Origin of the sequence: Phocaeicola sp. HCN-40430 (genome assembly GCF_037890285.1) — a bacterium.
GTDB classification, from domain to species: Bacteria; Bacteroidota; Bacteroidia; order Bacteroidales; family Bacteroidaceae; genus Phocaeicola; species Phocaeicola acetigenes.
Map to the genome: position 1 here is coordinate 1 of NZ_JBBKBS010000033.1, position 18,702 is coordinate 18,702.

Consider the following 18,702-nt stretch of genomic DNA (forward strand, 5'->3'; position numbering starts at 1 on the left):
AACTTTATAGAACATAAATTTATCATATACGACAAATTCTACTGATCATAATCATACTCCAAGCTGAATTCGTCTACCCACATGGTAGAACCGGCACCTCCAGTAAAATAATCTCCATATTTGCTGGCCGAACAAACAATCAGCAAATATTTAGGCACACGGTCTGTGGCACGATACTCCAATTCAATCTCAAACTCACGATATTCTGATATAGTTTCACTACAATTCATCTCACCATAGGCAATAATATGAGGATCGGTTTTCATAAAATACTTAGAATTTTGTGGGTTCGTACGTATTTCTACCGGTTCATTCCAATCTCCCAAAGCAATCCATACGATACAAGTATCCGGCTCACCTTTTAAATCCTCATGAGCCTTATCGGCATATTTAATAGCAGAACCTGTATATTTAAAATACCCTTTCAGTTTGGTAGGTCGTGCAGTAAACTCTCTTCCGAATCCCAAAATACCATTAGTACCATCTGTTGCTTTATACTCACCCAAGAATAAGTTACCGGCAGCAAATTTACCGAAAGAACCAAGCCCTACAAACTTAGATCCCAATACAGCAGCCTGACTACCTTGGGCAGCCCCACTCCATACATCGGAAGTAGGCTGAGTAATATTGTCATTAGCAGAAAGTGTTGTACTTCCCCAGTTTCCGGTATCCCAATAAGATATACCTCCTTCTTTCCAAGGACATATTACCTTTCCTTCCTTATGCCATTCGTCGAAGCCTAAGTTAGGAACTGTAGCAGCAATTCCAGTGGTAAACTTTGTTTCCTCTCCATACTCTTCTCCCGAGTAAGCTCTACAAACATAAGTAGTAGCAGCATCCAAATGAATCAGACGAGCTTTAAAGTTACCACCCTCATGAGTTATGTCCGAACTGCTTACGCGAATCCAGTCCTGCTCTCCATCCTTTTTATATTCACAGCCATTTTCTGCACCTTGACGTCCAAATCCGTTAACCCAAGCTACATTAGTCCAAGCATCTACACTATTGACTCCTACATTTATATCTGTCAGGTTTACATATAAAGTCCACTCTTCATCAATGAAATCACTATATTCCACCTGTACTTTAGCAGTTGCAAATGCTCCTTTGTTCTCCCACTGTAATTCAGGGAGTGCAGTTGTTCCGTTCTGTGTAGAGCCTTCCGGACCTAATTTCAATGCAGTCAGTTGAATCGACTTCAGTCCTTGTGCCCGAGGAATATTCACTGCAGCTTCCTTATCTTCCGGATAAAAATAAGCCTGCCCAATCTGACCATTTACAGTGAATATTCGCTCAATCGTCTGATTGGCTTCTACTGTCCAAATATAATCTTGATATAAAGACAAAGTTATATTTAAAGGTTGACTTAAATCAACAACCGATTCAGGTTCAACCGAAGCCTTTCCTCCTTCTGTTACTTCCAAAGAGTGAATCTTTACTTTCTTTGGATTTACTGTTTCATCCAATTGTAAAGTTACTTTCCGCTCATCATTCGAAATTACGGCATTTCCCACTTGTCCTTCTACAGTCATATCGGTGATATAGAGTTTTACCGTAGGATAAGGAAAGTCATTTTTCAAACAAGCAGTAAGCAAACTTACTAAAAAACATACTCCTGCTATTTTATATATTATCTTCTTCATATCATCAGATGCATACGGTTAAACCGATATTGATATTCAACAAATTAATTTTAAAATTAGCTCCGCTATTGGTTCGTTTACCTGTCTCTCCCGAACTTTTTTTCTGTTTTTCCCAGTTATAAGTAAAACCAGCTACTCCAAACGAGATTTCAGCTCCCACATTAGGCATAACAGAAATGGCAATACCCGGATTAATACCAAAATGTAACTGATTGATGGTTGTATCCGTGTATTTCAAATTTTCATCAGTACCACGGGAAAAACGCGAAGAACCTGTATTATACCCAAGAGTAGTTTCATTAAACAAGCCAAACATCCCTTTAGGATCAATACCTATATATGAACGGTGAAATAAATTAAACGAATACAAGTCATCTGAATAATGAATATCTTTCAAAGAAACATCCAAATCATCTATATTCAAAGCAAAGTTATTCACAGCTCCAGACACTCTCGAATAGCCCAATTTTACCCCAATTACTGTATTGTCTTTTATAGCATAACCAACAAATGGATGTACACTCAATGTACGAAGATTCACATCAATGTCTTTTAGCAAAGAAAACAATACACGACTATTGTCAGCCTCAAAACTAAACACAGAAAAAGTAACACCACCTATCCATTTATTTTTAGGAATAAAACGGTAATTGGTAATACCACGATTATAACGTCCTACCGGTTTAGTATAAATAATACATGATGAATCGACTGGAGCTTTCAACTCAGAATTTGATACATATACGGTATCATGTACATGTATAAACTTATAGACAGTATCAGGATGAATTTTTACAATCGAATCAGAAACCACTTGAGCTACACTCCATGAGGTTCCCAATAGAATAAATAATATCAAACTATATAAACGCAACAATATTACCATAATTATAAGTAAAATGCAATTCCCAAGCCTATTGAGAATATATTAATTTTAAAATTTGCAGAAGTAGACGATTGTTCTCCAGTCTCCACCTGATTGGTAGTCTGTCTCTTCTTGCTTAGATTCACTCCCAACACTCCGACACTGACTTCTACAGCCGTATAATTATTGATAAACGCGACCAGTCCCGGACTAACTCCAAGTCCCATATCTACTGAAGTAGAATAGGTTCCAGTAAGTTCCTCTCCACGTCCATTGGAAACTTTAGACTGACTTCCTCCAACTTCCAACTGAGTTTCGCTAAACAATGCAAAACGCTTGCTTTCTCCCAATGGAATATAGTTACGGAAAATAGCCATAGCCGAATACGAATGCTTAAGCTGATAGATATTATTCACATCAAACTGGTTTTCATCATCCAGATTAATCTGAGTTTCATCCATACGAACCAGCGTACGTGAATAATTGAAACGAGCTCCCAACGCCATATTATCCTTCAGCGCATAAGCAAACATCGGACTTACCTTAAATTGATAACCATCCGAATTCACACCCTCTACCACCAGAAAGTCATAATTACTTTCTGTATGCTCAGAATAAGAAACATTACTTCCCACAATCCACTGTCCCTTAGGAACAAATACTTTTGGTGGAAGTTTCTTCTGAGTGTCTTGTGCATGCATCTCTACGATGCCACACACCAGACACAATACTATATAAACTATCTTTTTCACGAATTTGCTTTATATAAGTTTATTCATAAATCAACTCCATATCATCGAGCCACATTTTACTACTGGTACTTCCTGCAAAGTAGTCACCATATTTACTTGCGGAAGCTACAATAATGATAGAGGTAGGTTTACGCTTATTACCTCCATAATTGTCATAATCCAGATTTATTGTCAGCTCAACCAGATTCTCTCCGTCCTTGTAAGCCTCATCAAAAGTCTTCTCACCATAAGCAATGGTACCATCTCCCGAATAAGTCCCTTTCTCTGTGCTGAACAAACTTGCCTGATTTTTGGTTCGCACCACGAAAGGCCATGTCATACCATTGGCTTCCTGACCAGCCCAGTCGCCCACTGCCACATAAATAATTCCCTTATCCATATCTCCTTTGCTAATAAGCGAAGTTCCAGTATGATTATAGTCAACCGTACCCGGTTCATAACGTACCCATAGCTTCAAAGCCTTCGGACGGCTGGTGCATGGACGTCCCCATCCAAGCACACCATCTGTACCATCTGTAGTAATAAACTGGCCTACAAATAGATTTCCGGCCGCAAACTTTCCAAAAATACTCACTCCTACATACTGAGAAGACAATAGAATAGACTGATTACCGGAATGTTTAATAGATGTATCCGGTTTAGTTACATTTATTCCCAATGTTGAAGAACCATGATTTCCGGTATCCCACCACATAGACTGGCCATCACCGTAAATCAAGATAGGCGAACTTCCAGAAGTATATTCAAATCCTGCATTCTCTGGCTGGAAAGTATCCTCTGTTGTAAATTCACACACCACAGAAGAAGCCTGTTCACCATCCATTGCCTGATATTCATAAGTTGTACCCGGAGTTAATCCTGTTATTTCTTTACTGAATGTCTGATCTGTCAAATCTGCATCTACAACAGTCCAGTCTGCTGTCTCTTTTATACGATAACGGAATCGAGGTACAGATTTCAACTCCCCAATAACACTTCCATGTAAAGTAGCTCGTGAAGTCCATACTTCATAAGGAATAGCAGCCTCTGTCACAACTTTAATATCTGAGGCGATAATATTCCATGTTACGGTACGAGTCTTCCCATTACTATCAGTAGCAGTAACAGAAGTCACCGAATTACCTCCAGAGGCCACAATCTTTGCCATTAAATTTTGGTCAAACAATATTTTCCAATTATCTCCATCCTGTGTTGTATTTTTATCTACAACAGAGAGGCCCAATAATTTTAAAGCTTCATCCTGTCCATTCAGTTGCAACATATCAAACTGATTAGCCTCAAATCCCCATTCTGTAAAGCGGTCATTCTGAATCATCAAGTTTACTAAAGGTGAAGAAGAAGCTACCTGGAAATAAAAATCCTTCTGTACACCAGCTTCCAAATACACCGGATTTTCCAAATCATATGTCACTCCCTCTCCGTCGACACATGTTATTACCGGACGCTGCTTCAATGTAATCACGAACTCTTCCTCCTGCAATGGAGTTTCGTCGATCTGAATAGTTATTGCAGCACCTCCTGTAGGACTCTGTTCCGGGGCTGTATAGCGGTAAGTCAGATTATAAAGGGTACCCGACTTTAATTCTGTAAGCTCTGTAGAGTTCTCATACTTTTCTCCGTTTAACTTAGTCGCACTGAATTTGCAGATCAGTTTTCTATTATCTTCCGGTAAACTGAAATAACCTTTTTGGTCTGTATTTGCTGAAGAGAAAACCAATTCACCTGTAGCAGAAGTTACAGTTACCTGATAATCGCCTTTGAAAACCTCTTTCAACGATTCATCCCATATCATAGCAATCACAGTATTGGCGATACCACAATTTACTTCTACTGTACTAACTTCACCTTTATTTATGGTAAAACCTTTCTTCCCCTCAAAAAAACGCTGATCAAACGAAGCAGCCACAGAATCACCAGCCGTAACTCTGACAGAATACTCTCCACTGACCAAGGCAATAGAAGCCGGAATATTTTCTATTCCCTGATACTTCTGAATCAAGCTTTCTCCACGATAAATACGCACTTTACAATTCTGATTCAAGTCGGTCTGCTCTTCATCAGTAATTGTACGCGAAACTACTTCCACCTTATCGGACACATCCACAGAGAGACGTAAACGTCCCTCTGCATCTGCCAATCCGGTATCTTCTTTACAGGCACCCAGGCATAACATAAGGCCAGCCAATGCCATTATACAATATCGCTTCATGATTATACGCTCTTAATCTTTAATGTTTGTGTAACTTCCAATCCTTTCTGATCGACCAGACGAATGATAAAGTTATGGTTTGCTGCCCCATAAATACCCAACAACGGAGTAAACTCTGTAATACTGAAAGGAATTGTCTTTTGCCCAATTATTTCACCACCTACAGGGAATCCCAAACTTGCCAATCCTTCTTCAAGATCTCCCGGTTCTGCCAAATCAAAGCTCTTCTTCAGCCCCACATCAGTTAAGACTGCTTCTGTCAATGTTTCAGAATCAATCGTTACATACACATGAGCAATACCATTTACAGCATTCAGGGTAACTGTCAAAGGCATTTTTCCTACCAAAGAAGTCGGTATAGATAATACATCATTTTCTATATCAAAAGCAGCACCATTGAAGTCGGTTCCCACAATTGACGGTTTATTCTGTTCGGTATCCCCTCCTTCTCCATCTGTAGGGAAGTCATCGATATCCGGTTCTTGCCCCGGATCCACTCCAATAACTTCATCACTTCCATCCAATGATGAATCAATGCCAATTGACACATTTAAAGAACCTTCTTTAGGGATATCTCCATTTACTGTATCAAATTTATAGCGAATTACATTGTGCACTCCCGCTTTTACATTTTCAAAACGCTGACTATAATCAATCGCTTCACCATCTATTGTTCCTTTCAATGTTACAGTCATCGATATATTTTCAGTACTCGGAGCAGCCAAATAAGCCTTTCTTGTTTCAGAAACAGGAATATCCAAAGAATTTTCTCCAATAGTAACGGTAGTGACCACATCTTCTCCTAATAATCCTTCAAAATCCTCGTCATATACCACAGTAAACAGCATATTAGCCAAACTGCATGTAATAGTCGGCACTTCAGTCACTTTATCTTTCTGAATATCGAAAGAAGTACTTCCTTTATAATAAGGAGCATCAAATCCGCTAGTCTGCTCAGCCGATGAAGTCACAGTAATAGTATAACTTCCCACTTCCAGTGAAACAATTTCAGGCATTTCTCTATAAACCCATTTTTCTACTTGTTGGGACTGACTATTATATATTGATACAATATATTGACTGAAATCCACTGAAGTTTGTGAACGAGAACCTAAATACACACTGTCCACCTTCAGATTTACATCCATTTTCAGAGAAGATAAGCTCAATTCTCCCTTTCCTCCTACTCCTTCCGTATCCATCATAGACTCATTATGGCAGGCAGTAAAAGTCAGCATATTAATGAGCAATATCAAATAAACGTAAAATATTTTTTTCATATATTTCTATTTTTTATTTATTCGTAAATCAGTTCTATGTTATCAATATAAAGTTGGCTACCTACATATTCCCCATCACTTAAATTACCAAATTTAGGATAAGATAAGTTAGTTTCATTCGAAACCAAACAATCCGGATTAGCCGAAGAGCGGAAAATAACAGAAATAGATGCAGCTTTCTTCACTATACCATAAGTCAACGGTACGACTTCTTTAGTATATTCCGATACATTTCCACTCCGAGTTATTCTTTGAGAAGCAATGTTTTGTCCTTCTGCATCTTTCACCTCTATCTGCACTTCCCAATAGTCTGCTTCATTCTTAGGAACATACTGATAATAGAAAGCAAGTCCTGTAGGTCTCGATGTAAAATCATATCCATATACTGGAGTATGGGTAGACACATCATAACTACCCAAATACAATTCTCCCGGAGTTACATTCTGACTATCTCTACCATCAGCCTGATTGTCATGTCCCCAACCAACAGTACGAATCAATGCAGCATAGCTTCCTTCGTAATGATTATCTGTTCTCAACGTACCGGAGTTGGTAGTATAACAACATCCCACATAAGGGAAGGTAGGGAATCCCCAAAAGGTAGAAGGAGTAGCACCATATTGTGTGGTTGTCTGGTTCACAGTACTCCAACCTTTTGAAGTATTAATACTTTCATTCCATGGATACCACTTATTCCAATATACTTTACTGTTTCCAGATAAATCTGTACCATCTTCTGCAATTTTATTAGAGAACCACTCTTCCATTCCGGCGTTAGGCAACTGTGTTGCCTGTTCTGTAGTAATCTCTAACTCATTGGAATATAAACCTTGGGTATGTGCAGCACGAATAGTATAAGTAGCTCCTGCCGACAATCCCTTAAGAGTAAATTGATTCATTCCATTCAAGGATACATTATCGCATTTTGTCCACACACCATCCTTTTTATACTGAAATTCAACGGTCTCTGCCGATATTTCCAGAGACTGAGTCAAATCGGTCATTTGTATATCCACTTTAGTAGCCCATACATCCGCTTCACCATTTTTCAATGAAATCTGAAGTTTAGGAGCCTCTACAGAAATTATACGTTCTATTACTTTCGCACCATATGCAGCCTTAAACTTCACTCCATTCTCTGTATCAGTCAGCGAATTTGGATATGTCAAAGTCACTGTATACTGATTATCACCATCCGGCTGTACAGAAACATGAGCAGAATCGAAAGGCTTATACATTCCGTTTTCGTCGTAATAGAACTGCACTTTCGCTACATCTCCTTCCAATGTCAAAGGGAAAGTTATGACAGAACTTCCATAAGGCACTGATTCCGGCAATTGAATATCGAAGGCAACAGGATGAGTCAACACCTTCAACACCAAATCCTCGGATACCTTTGTATATAAGTCTGTTGCTTTCAAGGTGAACAGATGCTCTTCATCTTCCCCATTTACACAGTACAAATTTGGTATTACATTCTGAAAATCAATCGTCGCTATCTTATCATGATTTGCTCCCAGTCCTTTTGTTACCAGTCCCAGTTCTGCCAACTTCTGCGACTGTTCAGCTGTCAGATTCATTAAATCTACACTTTCAGGCCATCCCTGTGCTTTCAAAGCTTCCGACTGAGTGGTTAATTCGCATCGGGCCAGACCAGCCGGTGCATTCAGATAAGCTTCAAGCTTTTCTGATACACTACCAAACTCATTCACTTCTATAGCCGCCCCCGAAGAGAAGCCATAGGATGTAAATACAGGAGGGGCAGCACTTAAAGCCTCATCCGATATATTTATATCTACATTTTCTTCAGACAATGGATTATCATTAAAGATAATTTTTAGTGAAGCTGTAGAAGCATCTACATCCATCGTCAACCGATACTCATGCTTTACTTCGGCTGTAAAGTTCTTAGGATTCAATGTAATCTTTTGAGAATTTCCCTGACGAGTTACTTCCAAATACACACTCAAATCACCTGGAACAAAATAAGCCCCTCGAATTTCATCAGACAAATAGCTTACCTTATTTCCCTTAGAAGTATTAATATATGCGCTATAAGAAGAAAAATACGTCTGAAAATCTTCTGTATATGAAATTGAGACTTTCGCCTTGTTTATCGTACAAAGAATAGAGGCATCGGACACTTCATTTTTTTTCACATCTACAGTGGTACTACCCAAATAGCTCAATGCATCAAATCCTTCAGTATCAGCATTTCCATACGATGCTGTTACCGTATAAGTCCCAACATCCACTGTCACCGGTTCAAAATCAGCAAAACGATCCCATGAAGTGGAAAATTCTCCATCTTCAGAAACAATACTTAAACTAAATTCATTTACATCGGGAGCTTCACCATTTGCTGTGCTTCTCGACTGCTCTCCCTGTAAGCTCTGATCAGCATTTACACTTACATTAATACGTCCTTCAAACATACTTGACGTTTTTTCTTTTGCACAAGAAAATAATCCAAGTAACAGTAAGGACATCAATCCACAATAAGCTTTTTTCATTTTATTTTTTCCCTATACAAACTATAGAATATTCCATTTGCAAAGAAACAGACATTCACAAAAGCAGGAAAGGTCTAATTTTTCTTTTTTTGTTCTAATTTTCATTTTTCATTCTTTCTCAATTACATAATTCTGCAAATTTCACAATATTATTAATCAAATAAATATTCTTTCTTTAAGATTTTAATAGTTCGCAAAGAAAAAGATACCCCCAAACATCAATAATAATATATTATATATCTGGTTTTACTTACACAGACCATATATGAATTTGTTTTATCAGACTGCATAAAAAGCATTTTTCTGTTTACCCAAATAACAAATAAAGAAACCGGACTTTACTCATATCAGGAAAGCCCTTAATAGCATAAATATATGTATAAACAGCAGTTTTATCCAAATCCGGAGAGAAGCAGAAATTAGAATCGTCTTTTTTTGACAGTTCAACAATGTGGCAGGAACAAAAAGGAAACAATGAATGATAAAAACTTTAACCGACGACGCCGGCTGCACAGTTATCGTTGTTGGCTATACGGCCAACGTAGGCGATTGTGCAGCCGACGTCGTCGATTTCAATCAGCAAACAGAATCATGCGTTTATATTTATGATAATAAATCTTATCTTGATACAGTTTCTCTGTCAAGCACTATCCTATTTCAACAACACCTATTTTTTTCTTCCCATCCATTTTGACAGACAAAGGCTTATCAAAATGTACCCAGCGTATAAACTTAGTTTCTTCTACGGCAGGCATACTGTTCAGAAGTTCCTGATTATACAATCCGTCGTTCATATAGGCATTAATGGTAAAATACCCAACTCCAAACGAAGTAAGATTCTGGAAAAAGTGAGTTCCCTGACTAGGATCTATACGATAATTTGTCAGTCCTGCTTCTACAATGACACGGGCTGCCGATATATTGGGCCATTTCACCGGAATACCCAACCAGGTATCGCTACTTCCCCAACGTCCGGGTCCTACCAGTACATAATGTTTCTCTTCATCCAGAAAACGACGATTCAATTTCTCTATATCATAGGCTATCAACTGGTTGTTCGAAGCAGAATAGCCCTCCGTTTTCACATAAATCACATCGTGAATATCTTCCATTACTCCATGTCCTAAAGAATTTTCGCTCTTCAGCAATAAGCGTTCTTCGGGTATCAAACTTAAATCTTCGGTCAGATTGGCTTTCATATCTACCATCGGACGAATCTGCAGTAAATAGAATGTACCCGATTTTGTACGAGCATCAAAGTTGACAGCAAATTCTATCTCTACCGGACGGCGCATCTCTCCCTGACCGTACTTCTGCACCAACTGAAGGATACGAGCCAACGGGAAGACATCATGTTGCAGTATATTGGCAAAAGTAATCAGTTTACGGCCACCCGGATAGATACCATCGCGTATAACCATATCGTAAGGGTCGTAAGTAGAAGCCAGATAGTTGAGAGAGCCATCGTTCTCTGCCTCTTTTACCGGAAGTTTTAACAGATTAAATCCATCGTCGAGCGAAAAATTATTACCTGTATTTTCCAGGTCAAGTGCATAAAAACGTGTCTGTGTTTCACGTAATGCCATTTCCATTTCACTTGTCTGCAGCACCTTGTCCGGATGATAAGGACATACGCGAAGAGTCAAACCGCCATCTACGATATATTTACCTAACCCCAATGCCAGACTCACTGTACCCTCTTCTGCCTGTTCATCGTTTATCGGATAATAATTAATGGAACGAGCCACACCTGAAATTGAAGGATAATAACGGCTGCCATACTGTGTTCCGACTACCTCCTGCAAGATTACAGCCATTTTTTCCTGGTCGATTACATTCCGTGTAGCCTGCATATAAGCTTTACTATCTTTATAATAGACGGATGCATATACCCCCTTAATGGCATCACTCAGCATACGAAGCATTTCATACTTATCTTCCAGATAAGGTATCATATAAGTGGAATAAATACCAGCAAAAGGTTGGTAATGCGAATCTTCCAACAAGCTGGACGAGCGGATGGCAATTGGCGCCTTTACAACCTCAAAGAACGCAAAAAAGTCCTCTACCAATCTGTCCGGCAGCTTTGCACGGAGAAAAGCGCGAAGAATGGTTTCATCGTCTGCATCACTCAAGGCCAGCTGGTACAGATTGTTCATATCCATAAATTCATCGAAGATATCCGTACACAGTACCACCGTTTTCGGAATAACTACCGTTGCATTTTCAAATTCCTCGAATTCGGCATGACGCTTCACCATATTATCAATGAAGGCAAGTCCTCTTCCTTTTCCTCCCAATGAGCCGTCGCCAATACGGGCAAAATTGGAATAACGGTCGAAACGGTCACGCTGGAATACAGCCACAACTCCCTGGTTCTTCATCTTCCGGTATTTTACAATCGCTTCAAAGATGATTTTACGATGTGCATCAATATCTTTTAAAGATTCCCAAGTAACCTGCTTCAAAAATTCTGCTACAGGAAAGATTGCCCTTGAATACAACCAGCGCGATACATGATTACGGGTAATATGATATAATAAGGAGTCAGCAGGAATAGAATAGATGACATTCTGAAGTTCTTTCAGATTATGTACCCGTACTACTTCTTCCATGGTTTGGGGATTTAAGAAAATAAAATCACCAAAGCCGAAGCTTGCAGACACGGCTTCCCTCAAATCGACATCCATTTTCTTCGAGTTCTTATCGATAAACTGCACATCCAATTCATTGGCATAGCTTCTGTTTTCTTCTTCTGCCGACTGTAGGATAAGAGGTACAAAAGGATCGTAGCGACGGATTTCTGTCAACAGTTTGACACCAGCCAACGGGTCGTCCACTCCTTCATGAGGGAATCGGGCATCCGAAATGATACCCAACGTATTGTTGCTGTATTTTTTATAGAGTCCCATTGCTTCCTCGTACGAACGGGCCAACACAATTTTAGGGCGCCCGCGCATACGGAGTGTACGCTGATGTTCGTTCAACGCCTCGGTAGCAAACTCCTGACTTTGACGGAGTACGAACTTATAAAGATTAGGAAGGACGGATGAGTAAAAACGAATAGAGTCCTCCACTAACATGATCATCTGGACTCCTACCTCCTTGATGTCATGTTCCAAATTCATCTTATCTTCAATCAGCTTGATGATGGATACCAATAAATCGGTATTTCCCAACCAGCAAAATACATATTCAAAAATACTAAGATCTTCACTTGCCATACGTTGGGTAATGCCATGCGAAAACGGAGTCAGAACAACAAGTGGAATTTTAGGATACTTCTCCTTTATCTGTCTGGCAATATCAAAAGTATCACTATTATCCGAGCCCGGCATACAAATAACCAAATCAAACATCGTTATTCCCAACTGCTTCCAAGCATCTTCCTCTGTCGATACTTGAGTAAAACGGGGAGGATATCGAAGACTGAGATTCATGTATTCTATAAAGATCTTTTCATCGATACGTCCATCATCCTCCAACATAAAGGCATCGTAGGGATTTGCCACCAACAAAACATTGAATATGCGTTTTGTCATTAAATTCACGAACTGCGTATCTTTAAAATAAAGCTGGTTTAATTTTAATTTGCTAAGCATAGTACACTCTGATTTAGACTCTATTCTGCTAACAAATCTACATAATTCTCCCGATTCATACAACCTATGACTCAGACTTTCATCGTTATCGGATACTTTTAATCACTCACCGCTCGATTTCATAAATGACAACAAGATGTCATTAATAACTTTTTATTGTTATAAACGAGAAAAAGAGTGAAAAACATTTTGAAGATATACAGAAAAGCATATCTTTGCAGATATAAAAGATTTCTTTTTGTCAGACCTTAAACTATATAATTATGGATATCAATCAAATTATGGCTTCCTTGGAAGCTAAACATCCAGGTGAATCTGAGTACTTGCAAGCAGTAAGAGAAGTTTTGCTTTCCATTCAAGATGTATACAACCAGCATCCGGAATTCGAAAAAGCTTCGCTGATTGAACGCCTTGTCGAACCAGACCGTATCATCACATTCCGTGTTCCTTGGGTAGATGACAAAGGAAAAGTACAAGTCAATTTAGGTTATCGTGTGCAATTCAACAATGCGATTGGCCCATACAAAGGTGGTATCCGTTTTCACGCTTCTGTGAACCTTTCTATCCTAAAATTTTTAGGATTTGAACAAACTTTCAAAAACGCCCTTACTACATTACCAATGGGAGGAGGAAAAGGTGGTTCCGACTTCTCTCCTCGTGGTAAAAGCGATGCAGAAGTGATGCGCTTCTGTCAGGCCTTTATGCTGGAATTGTGGCGTCATGTAGGTCCGGACATGGATGTCCCAGCAGGAGACATTGGTGTAGGTGGACGTGAAGTGGGCTACATGTTTGGTATGTATAAAAAACTGACTCATGAATTTACCGGAACATTTACCGGAAAAGGGTTGGAGTTTGGTGGTTCACTTATCCGTCCGGAAGCTACCGGATTCGGAGGTCTGTACTTCGTGAAACATATGCTCGACAAGAAAAATATCGATATAAAAGGTAAAACTGTAGCAATCTCTGGTTTTGGAAACGTAGCATGGGGAGCAGCAACAAAAGCAACTCAACTGGGTGCCAAAGTGGTGACAATCTCCGGACCGGATGGATACATATACGATCCGGATGGTATCAGTGGAGAAAAAATCGACTATATGCTTGAATTACGTGCTTCAGGCAACGACATCGTAGCTCCGTATGCGGAACGTTATCCTAACGCAACATTTGTAGAAGGACGCCGCCCATGGGAAGTAAAAGTAGATATAGCGCTTCCTTGTGCAACTCAGAATGAACTAAATGGTGAAGATGCACGTCATCTGATAGACAATCAGGTTCTCTGTATCGGTGAAATATCCAACATGGGTTGTACTCCTGAAGCTATAGACTCCTTCATTGAACATAAAATTATGTATGCTCCTGGCAAGGCTGTAAATGCAGGAGGTGTAGCGACTTCCGGACTGGAAATGAGCCAGAATGCAATGCATTTAAGTTGGAGTGCACAGGAAGTAGACGAAAAACTACATCAAATCATGCATAATATCCATGAACAATGTGTGAAATACGGAACAGAAACTGATGGTTACATAAATTATGTAAAAGGAGCAAACATTGCAGGTTTCATGAAAGTAGCCCATGCAATGATGGCTCAAGGAATTGTGTAACAATAAAATATCTCGTTTAGTTGTATTTGTATTGTAAGCAACGTTGCTTGCCTGTGACAGGTGGGCAACGTTTTTTATTGTTTCACTGGTATAATAAAGACAAACCATTGCGTTATATACAGAAAAATAGCGCATAATGAAAAAAATATTTATAACACTCCTCTTTTCAATACTTTTTGCTGGTTGCACTACCGAAAGCCCTCATCACTCCAAAGAATATCCAGTCATTATACAAGGTAAGTTATGTAACACCTTCTTTTCTGAAAAATCACGTACGGTTTCCTCGGAACAATCTCTTCCTGAACTAAGCACTATTTCATTTTTCAGTTCTGGAGGACTATATGTAGATGGTAGTATATTAACCTATTCAGGTACAAACTGGCAAGGAGAACTCCCCAAGAAATGGGAGGAAGAAGAAATTCCAGCCCATATTCTCGCTTATCACCCTCCCGTGTTATCCGATAATCAATTTATCTATAATGAAAAAGAAGAATTACAGGATATTCTTATTGCACAGCAAACTATCCCCTATGGACAACCTATTCAACTGTCGTTTAATCACTTGTTTTCACATATTTCATTTTCTGTAAGTCCAGAACTTAATCAAACTTTGGAAAAAATAGAATTTACTCCTTCTGTGAGTATTTCTCATATAAATCCAGAAACCTCAGAAATTACCTACGATAATCAAATAAAACACACCATCTTTTTTGAACGAAAAGAAGATGGCATTTACTCTTTCATTATTCCACCATACGATAATCTATCTATTGATATCACATTAGTCACCCTCGAAGGACGTATACAAACCACACTGCCCAACCACTCTTTTAGCAGCGGGTATTCCTATAATTGCCTGATAAAGACGACAGAAGGCAATATTGGTATCTACACCCCCGAAGATTTCATCGCTTTTACGCAATTAATCAACGGAAATGAATATAAAGGTCGCAGTCTTGATGAATTTGGCACAACCCAAAATGGAGTGACAACTTACTATCTACAGAACGATCTGACTTTCAGTGAGACACAATGCGCAGAGCTTCTTGACATAGGATGGATTAAGACAGGTGGACATGAACTTGGGTTCAAAGATGTATTCGACGGTCAGAACCACACTTTAAGCAATATCATATTAAGTACATTTACTTATCGTTTACGCACCGGATTATTTGGCTTCATCGATGAAACCGGAGTGGTAAAAAACTTGCACTTATCACAGATTTCGTATTCATCGTTAAAAAACAAATGCTCCATGACGGGACTTTTATGTGGGGAAAACAGAGGCCTAATTGATGGTTGCAGAGTCACTAATAGTCTCTTTAATACAACTAAATCTACAACATCAGGAGGCATCGCAGGAATCAACAAAGGATTTATCATCAACTGCTCTGTAGAACAAACGGAATTTTCTTTCGAAGACGGTTCTTACGGAGGAATCTCAAACATAAATATGAAAGGAATATTGAATTGTTTTACAGAACAATGTTCTTATAAAAAAGCTGCAAATGGAGCAGGAATATGTAATGAACAAAGGGACGGAGGATATATAGAAAACTGTTTTACGCATAACAACAATTACCCCAAAGCATATGCTGCTTTAATTTACAAAGGAAATGGAGGACGTATTTCAAAAAGTTATCACCCAAATACTGTAAAAGCAATAGGTTCGGGACAAATAGAAAATGAAAATATATTTTCTTATAATCCGACAACTTATATAACTACAGATAACAGCCAATCTCTGCTCGATTTATTGAACCAATGGATAGATAATGAAGGTATATCAAAATATCCCAGCCTCTCCTTTTATCATTGGAAACAAGGAGATAACTCTTTAATTATCCATATCAGACCATAACAGATAATATTTTTTTAGCAATACATTCTCCCATGTTCACAAATTAGTTGTATTTTTGCCCAAAATAGTGTTTTCATGGAAAAGAATAAAAAATTCATCATTGTAATAGCTGCTTTAATAGGCGTTATCGGTATTATTTCATTCTTGGCATTCAACGAATTCCGCAAGAATAAAGAAATGACAGAACTCTTTGCTATCGAAAAAGAGGAAATGGAAAACGAATACAATACATTCGCCACTCAATACGATGAACTTCAGATACAAATCAGCAACGACTCCTTGCGCGAAAAGCTGGAAAGTGAAAAGTTGAAAACTCAACGCTTGCTGGAAGAACTGCGTCAGGTAAAAAGTAGCAACGCTGCCGAAATTATGCGTTTGAAAAAAGAACTGAAAACGGTACGTGCCGTATTGAGAAGCTATGTGATGCAGATAGACTCTTTGAATAAAATAAACGAAGCCTTAACTAAGGAAAATCAAGAAGTCAAAACCAAATACAGTGCCGCAACTGTACAAATCAGTAATCTGGCCGCAGAAAAGAAAAACTTGAACGAAAAAGTATCGTTAGCTGCCCAACTCGACGCAACTAACATTGTAATTACCCCGATGAACAAGCGAGGTAAGAAAGCTAAGAAAGTGAAAGACGTAAAGAAAATCGCCATTACCTTTACCATTGTAAAAAATATCACAGCAGAAACAGGTAACAAAACTCTATATTTACGTATAGCCAAACCGGACAATGACATCCTAACTAAAGGGAATACTACATTCTCTTACGAAGACAGGAATATTTCATATTCTATAAAAAAATACATTGAGTATACCGGAGAAGAACAAAGTGTAACTGTATATTGGGATGTAGAGGAATTCCTTCCAGCAGGTACATACAATGTATATATCTTTGCTGATGGAAATATGATTGGACAGAATTCATTTCAAATGCGCTAAATAGCATGAAAAAATATCCTATTTATCTTTTAATCAGTCTTCTTTTGCCATCCGTTTTTTTAGGTTCGTGCGGAGAAGATCGCTCAGGAGAGTATTATGCGCTGATTGCTGCCAAAACATGGATTTATGAAACCATGCAGCAGAATTATTTATTTTATGAAGATCTGCCGGCAGAAGATAATATTGATTTTTTCAAAAAACCTCAAGAGTTTTTGTCTTCCGTCGTATCTGACAAAGATAAAAAAGGTTCTGTCATTTTCTCACATATAGATTCTGTTTACCAAAGATCAAGAGTAGAAACGACATCACCTTCTTTTGGATTAGAAGGTACAATAATACGTTTGGAAGATGGGACTAATGCAGTTCGTATCTTATATGTACAGGATCAGTCTCCTGCTAAAGAAGCAGGTTTAAAACGAGGAAGCTGTGTTATTGCTGTAGATAGTCAGAAAATTACCAACAGTAATTACAGCCAATACTTTCAGTACCCTACCCAGTCTTATCGATATATGCTGATTACTCCCCATACGGCAACAGGAGAAAACGATAAGCAAATTTATGATACTTGCGAAGTACAAATGCCAGCCCCACGTATCGTAGACCAACCAAGCGTCTTCCTAACTAAAAACATAACCACAGAAGGAGGACGAAAAGCATTTTATATTTTATACAACAGTTTCGAAACCGAAGAAGAAGATAAACTAAAAAGTGCATTTGCAGAGGGTATGAGTACATCTCCTAACGATGTAATCTTAGACCTTCGGTATAATCCGGGTGGATATGTATCTACTGCTGTATTACTCAGTAGCATGTTGGCTCCATCTAGTGCAAGTGGACAAACATGCCTAAAGCTGATATACAATAACAAAATCAATAAAGAAGAAAATATTCCGTTTCAAGAGGGTATAACAGGTTACAATTATGCAAACCTATATATCATTACTTCAGGAAATACGGCATCTGCATCAGAAATGGTCATCAATTGTCTCCGACCTTATTTAGGAGATAAACTCATTCAGGTAGGAGAAGCAACATTCGGAAAAAATGTAGCGCAAAGTCTCTTTACTACTCCCGAATACCCCGAACTGGAGTTTTGGCTGACAACGGCTTATCTTAGTAACTCAAAAGGAGAATATGACTATTTTACCAGCGGCCTGACTCCTGCACACCAAGTGGCAGAGAATCCTGCAGAGAAATTGGGGGAACTGGGTACACCGCAAGATACCTTGCTTTATTCTGTAATGTATCACATGGATCACCACTCATTTCCACAACCACCGCAGCCGGAACAACCAACCACTTCCAATAAAAAGAGCAGGGTAATCTACAATCCGATTGCTTCGAAAGTAAAATACAACAAACTCCCCTAAACAGATAATACACATATTCCCTTTAAGACAGATTCTATATTTGAAAATATTGCTGTCCGAT

Annotated in this window: 11 protein-coding genes; 4 read left to right on the top strand and 7 right to left on the bottom strand. The window is 38.7% G+C overall.

The features are described 5' to 3' along the window. Positions 1-38: 38 nt before the first annotated feature. From WKU26_RS11815 to WKU26_RS11845, 7 genes are all read right to left on the bottom strand, one after another. Positions 39-1,643 carry a PCMD domain-containing protein gene (locus WKU26_RS11815; RefSeq protein WP_340322162.1) on the bottom strand — a complete coding sequence of 535 codons (1,605 nt, stop codon included), beginning with the start codon at positions 1,641-1,643 and terminating at the stop codon, positions 39-41. Between the two features lie 4 nt (positions 1,644-1,647). Then, positions 1,648-2,529 carry a hypothetical protein gene (locus WKU26_RS11820; protein ID WP_340322163.1) on the bottom strand — a complete coding sequence of 294 codons (882 nt, stop codon included), beginning with the start codon at positions 2,527-2,529 and terminating at the stop codon, positions 1,648-1,650. 2 nt (positions 2,530-2,531) lie between these two features. Continuing rightward, the gene (locus tag WKU26_RS11825; protein WP_340322172.1) at positions 2,532-3,209 is read right to left on the bottom strand and encodes a hypothetical protein; all 678 of its coding nucleotides are present in this window, start codon (positions 3,207-3,209) and stop codon (positions 2,532-2,534) included. A gap of 70 nt (positions 3,210-3,279) precedes the next feature. Continuing rightward, a complete protein-coding gene (locus WKU26_RS11830; RefSeq protein WP_340322164.1) occupies positions 3,280-5,469 on the bottom strand; it encodes a DUF4493 domain-containing protein in 2,190 nt (729 codons plus the stop codon). A 2-nt stretch (positions 5,470-5,471) separates the two neighbouring features. Continuing rightward, a complete protein-coding gene (locus WKU26_RS11835) occupies positions 5,472-6,749 on the bottom strand; it encodes a DUF4493 domain-containing protein (protein ID WP_340322165.1) in 1,278 nt (425 codons plus the stop codon). 17 nt (positions 6,750-6,766) lie between these two features. Further along, positions 6,767-9,184 (bottom strand): DUF4493 domain-containing protein, encoded by a 2,418-nt coding sequence (locus tag WKU26_RS11840; protein WP_340322166.1) that lies wholly within the window; start codon positions 9,182-9,184, stop codon positions 6,767-6,769. Between the two features lie 725 nt (positions 9,185-9,909). Then, positions 9,910-12,864, bottom strand: coding sequence for a PEP/pyruvate-binding domain-containing protein (locus WKU26_RS11845; protein ID WP_340322167.1), 2,955 nt, complete (start codon positions 12,862-12,864; stop codon positions 9,910-9,912). Between the two features lie 263 nt (positions 12,865-13,127). On the opposite strand from WKU26_RS11845, the gene gdhA reads away from it, so the two are divergent. The 4 genes from gdhA (at position 13,128) to WKU26_RS11865 (ending at position 18,641) form a co-directional block, all read left to right on the top strand. After that, entirely contained in the window at positions 13,128-14,465 is a 1,338-nt protein-coding gene (gdhA, locus tag WKU26_RS11850; protein WP_340322168.1) for an NADP-specific glutamate dehydrogenase, read from the top strand. Positions 14,466-14,601: 136 nt separating this feature from the next. Continuing rightward, positions 14,602-16,326 (top strand): fimbrillin family protein, encoded by a 1,725-nt coding sequence (locus tag WKU26_RS11855; RefSeq protein WP_340322169.1) that lies wholly within the window; start codon positions 14,602-14,604, stop codon positions 16,324-16,326. A 75-nt stretch (positions 16,327-16,401) separates the two neighbouring features. Beyond that, a complete protein-coding gene (locus WKU26_RS11860; RefSeq protein WP_340322170.1) occupies positions 16,402-17,271 on the top strand; it encodes a hypothetical protein in 870 nt (289 codons plus the stop codon). Between the two features lie 5 nt (positions 17,272-17,276). After that, positions 17,277-18,641 carry a S41 family peptidase gene (locus WKU26_RS11865; RefSeq protein WP_340322171.1) on the top strand — a complete coding sequence of 455 codons (1,365 nt, stop codon included), beginning with the start codon at positions 17,277-17,279 and terminating at the stop codon, positions 18,639-18,641. Positions 18,642-18,702: the final 61 nt, after the last annotated feature.

Coding starts and splice junctions, on each gene's coding strand:
- WKU26_RS11855 (WP_340322169.1), top strand. CDS start 14,602: ATGAAAAAAATATTTATAACACTCCTCTTTTCAATACTTTTTGCTGGT.
- WKU26_RS11830 (WP_340322164.1), bottom strand. CDS start 5,469: ATGAAGCGATATTGTATAATGGCATTGGCTGGCCTTATGTTATGCCTG.
- WKU26_RS11835 (WP_340322165.1), bottom strand. CDS start 6,749: ATGAAAAAAATATTTTACGTTTATTTGATATTGCTCATTAATATGCTG.
- WKU26_RS11860 (WP_340322170.1), top strand. CDS start 16,402: ATGGAAAAGAATAAAAAATTCATCATTGTAATAGCTGCTTTAATAGGC.
- WKU26_RS11865 (WP_340322171.1), top strand. CDS start 17,277: ATGAAAAAATATCCTATTTATCTTTTAATCAGTCTTCTTTTGCCATCC.
- WKU26_RS11815 (WP_340322162.1), bottom strand. CDS start 1,643: ATGAAGAAGATAATATATAAAATAGCAGGAGTATGTTTTTTAGTAAGT.
- WKU26_RS11820 (WP_340322163.1), bottom strand. CDS start 2,529: ATGGTAATATTGTTGCGTTTATATAGTTTGATATTATTTATTCTATTG.
- gdhA (WP_340322168.1), top strand. CDS start 13,128: ATGGATATCAATCAAATTATGGCTTCCTTGGAAGCTAAACATCCAGGT.
- WKU26_RS11825 (WP_340322172.1), bottom strand. CDS start 3,209: ATGCATGCACAAGACACTCAGAAGAAACTTCCACCAAAAGTATTTGTT.
- WKU26_RS11840 (WP_340322166.1), bottom strand. CDS start 9,184: ATGTTTGAAGGACGTATTAATGTAAGTGTAAATGCTGATCAGAGCTTA.
- WKU26_RS11845 (WP_340322167.1), bottom strand. CDS start 12,864: ATGCTTAGCAAATTAAAATTAAACCAGCTTTATTTTAAAGATACGCAG.